General features: G+C 50.7%; 14 protein-coding genes. 12 read left to right on the plus strand and 2 right to left on the minus strand.

Translation table 11 applies throughout. The features are described from left to right. Window positions 1–44: 44 nt before the first annotated feature. Window positions 45–3,065: a ribonuclease E gene (gene rne, locus BZG75_RS07830; protein ID WP_077576648.1), complete on the minus strand. Its 3,021-nt coding sequence runs from the start codon at window positions 3,063–3,065 to the stop codon at window positions 45–47. Between the two features lie 719 nt (window positions 3,066–3,784). On the opposite strand from rne, the gene rluC reads away from it, so the two are divergent. The 4 genes from rluC (at window position 3,785) to BZG75_RS07850 (ending at window position 6,190) form a co-directional block, all read left to right on the plus strand. Then, entirely contained in the window at window positions 3,785–4,735 is a 951-nt protein-coding gene (rluC, locus tag BZG75_RS07835) for a 23S rRNA pseudouridine(955/2504/2580) synthase RluC (protein ID WP_077576649.1), read from the plus strand. 84 nt (window positions 4,736–4,819) lie between these two features. Next, window positions 4,820–5,557: an HAD-IA family hydrolase gene (locus tag BZG75_RS07840; protein WP_241824079.1), complete on the plus strand. Its 738-nt coding sequence runs from the start codon at window positions 4,820–4,822 to the stop codon at window positions 5,555–5,557. A gap of 76 nt (window positions 5,558–5,633) precedes the next feature. After that, the gene (locus BZG75_RS07845; protein WP_077461211.1) at window positions 5,634–5,804 is read left to right on the plus strand and encodes an acetyltransferase; all 171 of its coding nucleotides are present in this window, start codon (window positions 5,634–5,636) and stop codon (window positions 5,802–5,804) included. After that, complete coding sequence (locus BZG75_RS07850; RefSeq protein WP_077461212.1) at window positions 5,804–6,190, plus strand: type II toxin-antitoxin system death-on-curing family toxin; 387 nt, start codon at window positions 5,804–5,806, stop codon at window positions 6,188–6,190. Before BZG75_RS07845 ends, BZG75_RS07850 begins: the two co-directional genes overlap by 1 nt. Before the next feature lie 114 nt (window positions 6,191–6,304). Here the strand turns inward: BZG75_RS07850 and BZG75_RS07855 are convergent, their stop codons facing one another. Beyond that, window positions 6,305–6,898 carry a Maf family protein gene (locus BZG75_RS07855; protein WP_077461213.1) on the minus strand — a complete coding sequence of 198 codons (594 nt, stop codon included), beginning with the start codon at window positions 6,896–6,898 and terminating at the stop codon, window positions 6,305–6,307. 204 nt (window positions 6,899–7,102) lie between these two features. Between BZG75_RS07855 and yceD the strand changes: the two genes are divergently transcribed. The 8 genes from yceD to fabF all read left to right on the plus strand — a co-directional run bounded on the left by yceD (window position 7,103) and on the right by fabF (window position 13,285). Further along, a complete protein-coding gene (yceD, locus tag BZG75_RS07860) occupies window positions 7,103–7,633 on the plus strand; it encodes a 23S rRNA accumulation protein YceD (RefSeq protein WP_021023156.1) in 531 nt (176 codons plus the stop codon). A gap of 5 nt (window positions 7,634–7,638) precedes the next feature. Further along, window positions 7,639–7,809, plus strand: a complete 171-nt coding sequence (rpmF, locus tag BZG75_RS07865; protein WP_021023155.1) for a 50S ribosomal protein L32 — start codon at window positions 7,639–7,641, stop codon at window positions 7,807–7,809. Between the two features lie 9 nt (window positions 7,810–7,818). Next, entirely contained in the window at window positions 7,819–8,841 is a 1,023-nt protein-coding gene (gene plsX / locus BZG75_RS07870) for a phosphate acyltransferase PlsX (RefSeq protein WP_077576650.1), read from the plus strand. 8 nt (window positions 8,842–8,849) lie between these two features. Then, window positions 8,850–9,809: a beta-ketoacyl-ACP synthase III gene (locus tag BZG75_RS07875; RefSeq protein WP_077576651.1), complete on the plus strand. Its 960-nt coding sequence runs from the start codon at window positions 8,850–8,852 to the stop codon at window positions 9,807–9,809. 17 nt (window positions 9,810–9,826) lie between these two features. Continuing rightward, the gene (fabD, locus tag BZG75_RS07880) at window positions 9,827–10,753 is read left to right on the plus strand and encodes an ACP S-malonyltransferase (protein ID WP_077576652.1); all 927 of its coding nucleotides are present in this window, start codon (window positions 9,827–9,829) and stop codon (window positions 10,751–10,753) included. A gap of 72 nt (window positions 10,754–10,825) precedes the next feature. Next, the gene (gene fabG, locus BZG75_RS07885) at window positions 10,826–11,560 is read left to right on the plus strand and encodes a 3-oxoacyl-ACP reductase FabG (protein ID WP_021023151.1); all 735 of its coding nucleotides are present in this window, start codon (window positions 10,826–10,828) and stop codon (window positions 11,558–11,560) included. Window positions 11,561–11,717: 157 nt separating this feature from the next. Then, window positions 11,718–11,954, plus strand: coding sequence for an acyl carrier protein (gene acpP, locus BZG75_RS07890; protein ID WP_025673161.1), 237 nt, complete (start codon window positions 11,718–11,720; stop codon window positions 11,952–11,954). Window positions 11,955–12,046: 92 nt separating this feature from the next. Continuing rightward, window positions 12,047–13,285, plus strand: a complete 1,239-nt coding sequence (gene fabF / locus BZG75_RS07895) for a beta-ketoacyl-ACP synthase II (RefSeq protein ID WP_077461217.1) — start codon at window positions 12,047–12,049, stop codon at window positions 13,283–13,285. Window positions 13,286–13,306: the final 21 nt, after the last annotated feature.

A 13,306-nucleotide genomic window follows, 5' to 3' on the forward strand; every position in this document is an offset into this window, starting at 1 on the left:
CAGCATATGCCGAGGCCTTTGAAGAATGCCGTTAAGCCTAGCGATTAGTGCTGGGGCTTGGTCGCAGGCGCATATGCTGATGCACGAGCGCAGGCACTACCTGCTGCTTTGGCGTCTGCGTTTGGCGCGTTAAACGCGGCGATAGCCACAGGGCTGTGATCGACTGTCTCATTCGGTGCCGGCGCTTTCATCATCGGTGATGTTGCGCGGCGATATTGGATAGTGGCGGTCGGTGCATTGATTGCCACCTCGCGCTCAATCACTTTCTCAGTCACTAAATCGACGTTCGGATCATGCTCCGGTGTCGTGGCCGGTGCGGGTGAAACACCCACTTGCGGTGTGGCTTCCACCTCAGGCGTCTGCACGGGCTGCACAGCAGGCATCTGTTCAGCCGCGGGTGTGCCTACAGAAGATGCAGGGCGGGTTGAGACCGGGGCCGCGTCAGTCGGTTTGCTTTGCATGATAATGACTTTTCCCATCGCCATTTCAGGACGCGCCACACCACTCACAATCGGTTGATGGGTTTGGCGTTTATCTTGGCGACGGCGATCTTGCTTCACCTTGACCGGTTGCTCTGCTGACCACACTTTACCCATTGCCATTTCCGGTGAGGCCATGCCCGTGGTGAGCGGCATTGGGCTTTTCACTATTGGACGGCGACGACGACGCTGGCCACTGGCGCGAAGATGGCGAGGTGAGCGACGGTTACGACGCTTGTCCTGCTGGCCTTCTTTTTTGCCGTTTTCCGGTTGCTGTTTCGCTTGTTGGGCGACTTCGGCACCGACTTGATGCAAGTCTTTGCCTGGCTCGGCGGCAGTCTCGACCGGCGCGTGTGTCTCTGCGATGTCTTTATTAATCCGCACGCTACGGTTTAGCTTACGACGTTGACGGCGCTGTTTAACCTGTTCGGTTTTTTCCGCCTTCTGATCGTTTGGCTTCTGACCTTTATTATCCGCTTTTTCAGCTTGCGGTTTAGCCGCTTTACTGTCGTCTTGTGGTTCGACCGCTGGTGCTTGCTCTGCGGTTTTCTTCGCTTTGTCGCTACGGTTATCGTTGCGAGGCTTCTTGCCTTTACGATTGGTGTCGCGACGTTCTTCTTGGGATTTATTTTGACGACGTTGCTTATTGTTACGACCGCGATCGTTACTGCTGTTATCGCTTTGCTCGTCTTGCACGTCGGGCTTATGGTTGCTAGCCGATGGGTTGCTTCGCGATGAGTTGCCACGCGATTGACTACCACGAGACTGATTGCGACGATTTTGTTGGTCGCGTGATGATTTCTGACCTTGTTCCTGACTTGATGCTTCAGGCTTTTGTGTGGTTTGGCTCGTCGCCTCATCACTGGCAGGCGCGCTAAATAGCTTAGCAATAAACTGACCGACTTTTGCCAATAACCCCGGTGTTGTCGCTTTAACGGATGCCTCGGTCGACGCCGTTTGAGCTGGCGCACTTGGCGCTGGTGTCGCGGGTGCGGCAAAGCCTTGCAGAACAGGCTCTTCACGTTTTTTCGCTGGACGTGCTTGTTGTGGCTCTTCGCGTGCTTCTGCTTCTTTCAACGCGTCGATTTGACCGGGCAATTGATAAGACAGGTCAGCCATCTCTTCACCACCGCGCACACGAACCACATCAAAGTGCGGGGTCTGCATTTCGGCGTTTGGTACCACCACCACTTTGACATTGTGGTACTTCTCAATGTGCTGGACGGAGCGGCGTTTTTCGTTGAGCAGATAAGAGGCCACAGGGACAGGAACAATACCGAGTACTTGTGCGGTGTTTTCCTTCATTGCCTCTTCTTCCATCAAACGAAGGATGGAAAGAGACAGTGACTCGTTATCACGAATGACGCCTGTGCCCTTACAGCGTGGGCAAATATGATGACTGGCTTCCGCCAATGAAGGACTTAAGCGCTGACGCGACATTTCTAACAAGCCAAAGCGCGAGATGCGGCCGATTTGTACGCGAGCACGATCCATTCGTACCGAATCGCGGAGCATGTTTTCGACTTCGCGTTGATGACGTACTGGGGTCATGTCGATAAAGTCGATCACCACCAGACCGCCCAAGTCACGCAAACGCAATTGGCGAGCAATTTCTTCTGCCGCTTCGACGTTGGTTTGGCGAGCTGTCTCTTCGATGTCGCTGCCTTTGGTGGCTCGGGCAGAGTTAATATCGATAGACGTCAGTGCCTCGGTCGGATCGATAACAATCGAGCCACCGGATGGCAAACGTACTTCGCGTTGGAAGGCCGATTCGATCTGGCTCTCGATTTGATAATGGCTAAAGAGTGGAACTTCGCCATCATAAAACTTAATGCGGCTGACAAAGTCAGGACGAACCAGCTTGATGTGTTCTTGCGCCCGTGTGAAGACTTTTTCGCTGTCGATCAAAATCTCGCCAATGTCGCGACGCAAGTAGTCACGGATTGCGCGCGCAATCACGTTACTTTCTTGATGGATAAGGAAAGGTGCAGGGTTTGCCGCTGCCGCTTCTTTCACCGCTTGCCAATGGTTAAGAAGCACTTTTAAATCCCACTCAAGCTCTTCGGCCGATTTGCCGACCCCAGCCGTGCGGACAATCAGCCCCATGCCCTGTGGTAGCTCGAGGCCCGACATGGCTTCTTTCAGCTGGCTGCGTTCTTCGCCTTCGATACGGCGAGAGATACCGCCTGCACGCGGGTTATTTGGCATCAGAACCAGATAACTACCGGCTAAAGAAACAAAGGTGGTCAGTGCCGCACCTTTATTACCGCGTTCCTCTTTGTCTACTTGGACAATAACTTCCTGGCCTTCTTTCACCACATCTTTGATGTTGGGACGGCCTTGATAGCTGTAACCGGAAGGGAAGTATTCGCGGGCGATTTCTTTGAGCGGGAGGAAACCGTGTCTGTCTGCGCCGTAATCAACAAATGCCGCTTCCAAGCTGGGTTCAATACGGGTGATGCGTCCTTTGTAAATGTTAGCTTTTTTCGATTCATGGCCAGGGCTTTCGATATCGAGATCGTATAACCGTTGACCGTCAACCAATGCGACGCGCAACTCTTCTTTCTGAGTTGCGTTAATCAACATTCTTTTCATCTGATTTTTCTCATTTATTTATCGTTGTTATTAGCGGTTGATGACGAGAGCAGTCGCCAATGCTGCCTGACCCCAAGTCTGATATGATGCAGCCTCCCGGCTGGAGAAAATCAGGGGTGCGCTCGGGCAAGTTTTAATCGGCCAGCTGCAACGGTTTTTATGGCTCACCGGATTACACAGTTGGCGTCCGCCGTTTTTTACCGATGGCGGAGAGCTCTGACACTGACTCACTGCCTCGTGTCAACACACTAACGGGTGCTTTGGGTTTACGTCTTACGCCAATTGCCGCGTAACGCCTTAAAAGCATTCGGAATTATGGTGCTATTGCGGGATTAACCGCATGACGGTTACCGACTGCTCGATTCGCAACCGCACCGCTCGCGTTTTTATACCCCGAGCGCCACGTGTTTGCCAAGCGCGATATCTCTATCGCAGGCGATAAACCGTGTGTCAGCTAAGCGTTTGCTTTTCTGACTAACGCCGCAACTATAGCAGGGAGACCAGAGTCCAGCAATCGGCTTTATTGGCTTATGTTGCCTTGATAGAAAAACCCAGTGAATATGGCGTTTTTTTGCACGATTTCCCGGCAGGAAGAGAGCGGAACTCAACGGATTTTGCCGCGATTTTGCGGCATAGCTATCACGTGATTTAACGGCTTTAGCACGCTCAACAGGTGCATGTCAGCACACTTAGAGGTAGAATAATAAGTTATGACAGAACAAAAATCTCAAGTGCGATTTATCGACATCGATGATGATATCGCCGGCCAACGTATTGACAATTTTTTGCGAAATCAGCTGAAAAATGTCCCGAAAAGTATGATTTATCGCGTGCTTCGTAAAGGCGAAGTGCGAGTTAACAAAAAACGGATAAAACCGGAATATAAACTCCAACCGGGAGATGTGGTGCGCGTGCCACCTATTCGTCTTCCCGACAAAGATGAAAAAGCCGCACCCAGCACCAAGTTAGGCAAAGTAGCGGCGCTTGAACATTGTATTTTGCATGAAGACGATCATCTGTTAGTGCTCAATAAGCCATCGGGGACCGCGGTACACGGAGGCAGTGGATTGCAATTCGGTGCCATTGAGGCCATGCGTGCATTGCGACCTAAGGCGCGTTTTTTAGAGCTGGTTCATCGGATCGACCGTGACACCTCAGGGATTTTATTGATTGCGAAAAAACGCTCGGCACTGCGACATTTACAGGCGCAGTTTCGAGAAAAGACGGTGCAAAAAGAGTATTACGCGTTAGTCATGGGCAAATGGCCAGCCAAACAGCGCAAAGTCACCGCACCGCTATTAAAAAATGAGGTGAATAGCATTGTGCGTGTTAACCCTAAGGGGAAACCGTCTGAAACGCGTTTTAAAGTGATTGAAAGCTTTGCTGAAGCCACTTTGGTGCAGGCTAGCCCTGTGACGGGACGAACGCATCAAATACGGGTACACGCGCAGTATGTCGGGCATCCTTTAGCATGGGATGATCGCTATGGTGATCCGCGTTTTGATGCATACACCCGGTCAGTCGGGCTGGATCGCTTGTTCCTTCATGCTGCCAATATCCGTTTTGTGCATCCGGGGAATGAAGACACCATGACGCTCAGCGCGCCGATGGAGCCCAAGCTTGAGCGTGCCCTTGAAGGGCTACGGGCGAAAAACGCATAATTTTTTCCGTATTTCCAGATCGTCAATACGCAGTATTTTGTCGCTGCGTCTTGCAACAGTAAGTGTTGAGTACACGAGGTAAAAATGCACATTGAACCACCGACCACTGTTGATTGTGATGCGGCGTCAAATATGGCAATAAGAAAGCCGCATCCTGCCATTGCCTCTTATTCGTTACTGATTTTTGATTGGGACGGTACGGTGATGGATTCCATTGGGCGGATTGTGTCTAGCCTTGATAGGGCAGCACGTTTAACCGGTCAGTTGCCAGTGTTACCGCCTGAACGCTTGCAAGCCATGATCGGTTTAAGTCTGGAAAAGGGCTATCAATTACTCTATCCCGGCGCTGATCCGGCTTGGTATCCGAGCTGGATTGCGCATTATCGTCAGCAATTTGTCCATGACAATCCGACACCGTGCCAGCTTTTTTCTGGCGTCAAAGACACATTAGTGGCATTAAAAGCACAAGGCTTTCAATTAGCGGTTGCGACCGGAAAATCACGAGCAGGCTTAGATCGAGCTATGGCAGAGACAGGCACGCAGGATTTATTTGTTGCGACGCGTTGCGCGGATGAAACGGCATCTAAACCTGACCCACAAATGCTAGACGAAGTGTTGGCGCAAACGGGTATCGCGCGCGAGAAAGCGATTATGATCGGTGATACGGGCCATGACATGCAGTTAGCCGTCAATGCGGATATGGCACGGTTGGCTGTTACCTGGGGCGTTGAAGATCACGCTAGCCTAACGACCTTTGGTCCCGTTGCTGTATTGGACAGCCTCACCGCATTGATAGATCACGCGCCGGTTACAACCGGCTAAATCTTAAATCGGCTTCTTGCGGTCCCCCATGTTATCGGCGATTATTGAGTAATAGATTGTATAGGAAGTAAAAGGCATGAATAGAAAACTAGAGGCCTATGGTGTTGGTGCAATACAGAGGCCAAAAATCAAAGCCAAGAAAAGTCTTGATTTATCGGGTGTTTTAGGACGTCAGATTGTCAAGTCAGAAACCAAGCTGGCTTTACGAACACACTCTAATACCTTTAAAAAGCTCGCTGATATGTAATGGATATTATTAGCTTTCCCTTTGAACGTGTCATTGAGATAAATGCGCTAATTCTGGATTCAGGCCCTGGGATGAAAGGTGCTATTGATTTAGGAAAACTGCAAGGAGCATTGAGTCGCATTGATAACGCTATTATTTACGATGGGCTTGATGATGTGTTCGAGATAGCAGCAAAATACACAGCCTGTATCGCTGTAGCTCACGCGCTTCCCGATGCCAATAAGCGTACTGGTTTAGCGGTTGCACTGGAGTATCTATCGCTCAATGACTTTGAACTAACGCATGACAATTCACTTCTCGCTGACGCTGTGCGAGATCTTGTCATAGGCGAAATTAATGAGCTTGATTTTGCAGACATTTTATACGCACAGTATGCTGGCGTATAAACTAGCTTGACTAGCTTGGTTTTTCGTCATACATGCGATCTTGTGGTAAATCTTTCTGCCTTTTTAGAAAGCAAGTTGTATCGAGATCTGCTCGATACACGCCATTGCTGCAACTTAGATAACCCTAATCCTTTCTTTCTCTAACATCTCGCGTAGCCGAATCAGTGGCAGCCCCACTAATGTATTGGGATCGCGGCCATGCATGGCGTTAAAGAGGGCAATCCCTAAGCCTTCGCATTTAAAGCTGCCCGCGCAATCTAGCGGTTGCTCGATATCGATGTAGCGGACAATCTCCTGCTCGGTGAGCTCACGGAAATCGACATGAAAAGGTTCAACGTCCGATTGATGCTCACCGGTTTCACTATTAATCACCGCCAGCCCCGTGTAAAAGGTCACTTTCTTGCCGCTGGCGCGCTTTAACTGCTCAATAGCAACGTCTCGCTCATGCGGCTTACCTAAGACTTCCTCGTCAATCACACACACTTGGTCAGAGCCTATAATGATGGCGTTATCGAACAGCGGCATCCCGGCCATCGCTTTTTCGAGTGCGAGCCGTTCCACTAAGTCAGTGGCGCGTTCGTTCTCGAGTCGACTTTCGTCAATGGCAGGTGAAAAAGTCGAAAAGGGGAGGGCGAACTTTTTTAAGAGGGCCTGGCGGTAGGGGGAGCTTGATGCCAGCACAATTTTTGGCGGTTGTGTGGTATGCATGACCGTTCCTTTTTTAAGCGCGCCAGTGTGTTTAGACGACTCGCGCGTGATCGATTTTTGTTAATTGTTCGCACTCAGTCTAACCTGAAAAGATAACTTGCGCGATGTCGGCAAACCGGCCGAGTGGCTATCGAGCCTAAACAGCGACGCGTAGGTAACATTTTCTTTGACTCCAGCGCATTTGGAGGCTAATATTCGCGCCCTATGCAGAAGGTAAAGCTACCGCTGACGGTTGATCCGTTCCGTTGCGCCCAAAAGCAACTCGACTACGATGGTATTGTAGACAAGTCGCGATTGTTGCGCCTCGGTGAGGCAACCCAAAGCATCGATAGTGATGCAGAGGTCATGCTTTCATTCGACATTGATGCCCAAGGCTTGAAAATTGTAACGGGTCGAGCAGCCGTTTCAGTGAGTCTTGAGTGCCAACGTTGTTGGGGGCCGTTCTCGTATCGCTATGAAACTGAATTCGTTTATAGCCCGGTTTTCAATGAAGACCAGGTGGGCAATTTACCGGATGCTTATGAGCCGGCATTAGTCGACGAAAACGGTGAGATTGATCTGATTCAATTGGTCGAAGACGAGTTGATTGTGGCTTTGCCACAAGTTGCCATGCACGAAGATACAGACTGCAAAGTCAGTACGGACAACATGGTGTTCGGGGAAATCCCACTTGCTGATGAGCGTCCAAATCCGTTTGCCGCACTAAAAAACTTAAAGCAAAGTAACGAGGAGTAGGGTCAATGGCCGTACAAAAGAACCGTAAAACCCGTTCTAAGCGTGGTATGCGTCGTTCACACGATGCACTGGGTACTCAAGCTGTATCTGTAGACAAAACCAGCGGTGAAACTCACCTGCGTCACAATGTGACTGCAGACGGTTTCTACCGTGGCCGCAAGGTTATCAACAAGTAAGGTTGACCCTTGACTAGGCTAACCATTGCACTCGATGCGATGGGCGGGGATTTTGGTCCCCAAGTCACAGTGCCTGCCTCCGTGCAGGCATTGTCGCGTTTTGCGGACCTAAAAGTGATGCTAGTGGGCGATGAATCTTGCATCCAAGCGTCGCTTCGTCAACTTAATGCCCAGCATCATCCTCGACTATCGATCGTCCATGCCCCGGACGTAATCCCTAATGACATGCGCCCGTCTACCGCATTGCGACGTAGCGCCGATACCTCCATGCGTGTCGCGCTTGAATGCGTCGCCAGTGGTGAGGCGGATGCGTGTGTCAGTGCCGGCAATACCGGTGCTTTGATGGCGTTGTCCAAATACCTTCTGAAATTATTACCCGGTATCGACCGACCGGCGCTAGTCACTGCGCTGCCCGGTGCCAATCATCAACGTAAATGGTTGCTTGATTTAGGGGCGAATGTGGCCTGTGACGCGGATACGCTCTTCCAGTTTGCGGTGATGGGGGCGGTGTTAGCCGAAGCAGAGCTTGGCCGTACGCCAAGGGTTGGCTTATTAAATATCGGTGAAGAGGCGATCAAAGGGAATGACTGGGTGCGTCGTTGTGCTGACTTGCTTTTGCATAGCCCATCGGTGCATTACACGGGTTATGTCGAAGGCGACCAGATTTACACCGGTGAAACGGATGTGATTGTCTGTGATGGTTTTGTTGGCAATGTCGCATTAAAAACCAGCGAAGGCGTCGCCCGTTTGATCACTGATAAGGTGAAAGCGCACCTTAATCCTCATCCTATCAAGCGCTGGATCGCGAAATGGCTATTTTCTGAGCTTTTAAATCAACTCCAACAGCTGAAACCCGACCAGTACAACGGCGCAAGTTTGCTAGGATTGCGCAGCATCGTTGTAAAAAGCCACGGACGCGCAGATATCGCCGCTTACGAAAACGCTATTTTTGAAGCGGTGCACGAGGTCGAACGGCAAATCCCAACTAAGATAAGTGACCGTTTAGAGGCAGTTCTTCTCGAGAGGCATTAGTAGTCTTCATGTATAGTAAGATTTTGGGCACAGGCAGCTATTTGCCTGAACAGGTTCGCACCAATGCTGACCTTGAACAGATGGTAGACACCAGTGACGAGTGGATTGTGACCCGTACGGGGATCAAAGAACGTCGCATTGCTGCACCGACAGACACCGTTGCCTCAATGGCTTATCAAGCCGGCGTACAGGCGATTGAAATGGCCGCCATCGACAAACATGATATCGATCTCATTATTGTTGCCACGACCAGTGGTGAACGTGCGTTTCCAGCCGCTGCCTGTGATGTGCAAGCGATGTTGGGGATACAAGGTTGTCCAGCGTTTGATATTGCCGCTGCATGCTCTGGTTTTGTGTATGCGTTGAGTGTGGCCGATCAATACGTTAAAAATGGGCTGGCAAAACATGCCCTCGTGATTGGTGCCGATCGTCTCTCGCACACCTGCGATCCCGCGGATCGGTCTACCGTTATTTTGTTTGGCGATGGTGCGGGAGCCGTCGTGCTTTCGGCCGATGAGCAAGATGGTATTTTGTCCACCCATTTAAAAGCGGATGGAAAATTTGGTGAGCTTTTGAAACTGAAGTATCCCGAACGAGGCCAATCCCACGTATCGGATGAAGCCTGGCTCTATATGGCCGGCAATGAAGTGTTCAAAGTGGCGGTAACGCAGCTGGCGAATATTGTCACGGAAACCCTTCAGGCGAACCAAATCGAAAAATCAGACATTGATTGGTTAGTTCCTCATCAGGCGAACTACCGAATTATTAAAGCGACCGCGAAAAAACTCGCGATGTCGATGGATCAAGTGGTGTTGACCCTAGACCGTCATGGCAACACATCAGCGGCTTCTGTACCGACTGCGTTTGATGAAGCGGTGCGTGATGGACGCATTCAACGTGGTCAAACGGTATTGCTCGAAGCATTTGGTGGCGGTTTTGCATGGGGTTCTGCACTGGTCAGGTTCTAAACTAATAGGAAACGAATATGACTCAAACAGCGATCGTATTTCCGGGCCAAGGCTCGCAAGCCGTGGGTATGCTCGGTGAGTTAGCTGAACAATATGGTGTGGTTCAGCAGACGTTTGCAGAGGCCTCTGAGGTGCTTGGCTATGATCTGTGGGCGTTGGTTCAACAAGGTCCTGAGGCAGATTTAAATCAAACCCACCGCACTCAGCCTGCTTTGTTGGCGGCGTCAGTGTCGATTTGGCGGGTCTGGCAATCGCAAGGTGGTGCAACGCCTTCGGTACTTGCGGGTCATAGCCTGGGTGAGTACTCAGCTTTGGTCTGTGCAGGAGTATTGGACTTTAAAGCAGCCATCAAGCTTGTCGAGTTACGTGGCCAATTAATGCAAGAAGCGGTCCCTGCAGGCGTCGGTGCGATGTCAGCGATTATTGGTCTCGACAATGACGCTATCGCAACGGCGTGCGAACAAGCCGCTCAAGATCAGGTCGTTTCGCCGGTTAACTTCAACTCGCCCGGTCAAGTCGTGATTGCTGGGAATAAAGACGCGGTTGAACGCGCCAATACACTGTGCAAAGAAGCGGGCGCTAAGCGGGCGCTACCGTTGCCGGTATCCGTGCCGTCACACTGTGCATTGATGAAACCTGCTGCTGAAAAGTTAGCGCAAGCACTTGAATCTGTGACGTTTAATGTGCCTGTCATTCCTGTGATCAATAATGCCGACGTAGCGACACCAACGGACCCAGCCGCCATTAAAGAAGCACTGGTGCGCCAGTTGCATAGTCCAGTCCGCTGGACGGAAACCGTTGAGCGTATGGCGACTGAAGACGTTGAGCAGCTTCTCGAGTTTGGGCCAGGTAAAGTCCTAACGGGATTGACCAAACGCATCAACAAATCATTGAGCAGTGCGGCTGTTAACGATAGCGCCAGCTTGGCGGCAGCAACAGCCTAAGTGTGACTGTGCGGTAATAGTATTCTGTGACTGCCGGCCGATGTCGGCAGAATCAATTAAAAGGGTAACCGAATGAAACTAGATGGAAAAGTAGCACTAGTGACAGGTGCGAGCCGAGGTATTGGCCGAGCAACGGCAGAGCTTTTGGCTGAGCGCGGTGCAACAGTGATCGGGACGGCAACCAGTGAAAACGGTGCCGCAGCGATCAGCGACTACCTCGGTGAAAACGGTAAAGGGTTGGCCCTGAATGTCACATCATCGGATTCAGTGGCGGACGTTTTAGCCACGATCAAAAAAGAATTTGGTGATGTTGATATTCTGGTTAACAACGCGGGTATCACTCGTGATAACCTATTGATGCGTATGAAAGACGACGAGTGGCAAGATATCATCGATACCAACTTGACGTCGATTTTCCGTTTATCAAAGGCAGTCTTGCGTGCGATGATGAAAAAACGCTGCGGCCGAATCATCAATATCGGCTCTGTCGTCGGTGTGATGGGGAATGCGGGACAAGCCAACTATGCTGCGGCAAAAGCAGGTGTCATTGGTTTTACTAAATCCATGGCACGTGAAGTGGCTGCGCGTGGCATTACCGTTAACACCGTTGCGCCTGGGTTTATCGAAACCGATATGACGAAGGCCCTCAGTGACGATCAGCGTGCAGCAACCTTGGCACAAGTGCCAGCGGGACGTTTAGGCGATCCTAAAGAGATTGCTGCGACGGTCGCTTTTTTAGCATCAGACGATGCCGCATACATGACAGGCGAAACCTTGCACGTTAACGGCGGCATGTACATGATTTGATCGAGACCGTTGCAATCTGGAATGACACACGTCAAACTCCGATTGATTTGTCCCCAAATCGTGGTTTGACCAGCCGTGGAGGTCTTGCAACTTCCACATTAATGAATAAACTACAGCACATATCGCATCTGCGAATCTTGTAAGGACTAGTATTAATATGAGCAACATCGAAGAACGCGTAAAGAAAATCATCATTGAGCAACTAGGTGTCGACGAAGCAGAAGTGAAAAACGAAGCTTCATTTGTAGACGACTTGGGCGCGGACTCTCTGGATACCGTTGAGCTGGTAATGGCTCTTGAAGAGGAATTCGATACAGAGATTCCAGATGAAGAAGCAGAAAAGATCACGACTGTACAAGCCGCTATCGACTACGTAGTCGGCGCTTCAGCGTAATCTCAGAATCCTACCAGGCGGTCTCCTTGACCGCCTGTGTTTTTTTTACTCTACTCTACAATCCAAATTAATATTCTCCGGAGAATATCATCGTGTCTAAGCGTCGTGTTGTTGTGACTGGCATGGGTATGTTATCACCCGTCGGTAACTCAGTTGAGTCCTCATGGAAAGCTCTGCTAGCCGGACAAAGCGGTATCTCCGCCATTGAGCATTTTGATGCCAGCGCCTTTGCTACTCAATTTGCCGGCATGGTTAAAGACTTCAACTGTGAAGACTACATGTCGAAAAAAGATGCACGAAAAATGGACTTGTTCATTCAATACGGCATCGCGGCCAGTGTTCAAGCCATTCAAGACTCCGGACTGCAAGTTGACGACCACAATGCGCACCGTATTGGTGTTGCGATCGGATCGGGCATTGGTGGCCTTGGTTTAATTGAACAGAACCACCGTGCATTTGTGGAGAAGGGTCCACGTAAAATTAGCCCTTTCTTTGTGCCATCAACCATCGTCAATATGATTGCCGGTCACGTGTCGATTAACTATGGCATGCGCGGTCCAAATATCTCGATTTCAACCGCGTGTACCACCGGCTTACACAATATTGGCCATGCGGCGCGTATGATTGCGTTTGGTGATGCCGATGCCATGGTGGCAGGCGGCGCCGAAAAAGCCTCGACAGAGCTGGGTATCGGTGGTTTTGCTGCAGCGAAAGCGCTGTCGACCCGCAACGATGATCCTCAAGCGGCCTCGCGTCCTTGGGATAAAGATCGTGATGGTTTTGTCCTTGGCGACGGTGCCGGTGTGATGGTGCTTGAAGAATATGAACACGCTAAAGCTCGCGGGGCGACGATTTATTGTGAGCTCGTCGGCTTTGGTATGAGTGGTGATGCGTATCATATGACATCACCCAGTGAAGACGGCTCTGGCGCGGCACTTGCGATGGAAGCTGCCATTCGTGATGCAGGCATCACGCCTGAGCAAATTGGTTACATCAATGCCCATGGCACCTCAACCCCGGCGGGTGATGTCGCCGAGAGTAAGGCCGTGCGCCGTGCGATGGGGGCAGCCGCGGATAGCGTTTTGGTGTCTTCGACCAAATCAATGACAGGACACCTTCTTGGCGCGGCAGGCTCGGTGGAGTCGATCATTACCGCGATGTCATTGATTGACCAAATTGTACCGCCGACGATTAACCTTGATAATGCTGATGAAGGGTGCGATCTCGATTATGTGCCACATCATGCGCGTGATGTAAAAATGGATTATGCGCTGTGTAACTCATTCGGCTTTGGTGGCACCAACGGCTCTTTGATCTTCAAAAAAATCTAATGACACGCGCAGTGAGCGCTA

Source organism: Salinivibrio sp. AR640, from assembly GCF_001995405.1.
In the GTDB taxonomy this organism is placed as follows: Bacteria; Pseudomonadota; Gammaproteobacteria; order Enterobacterales; family Vibrionaceae; genus Salinivibrio; species Salinivibrio costicola.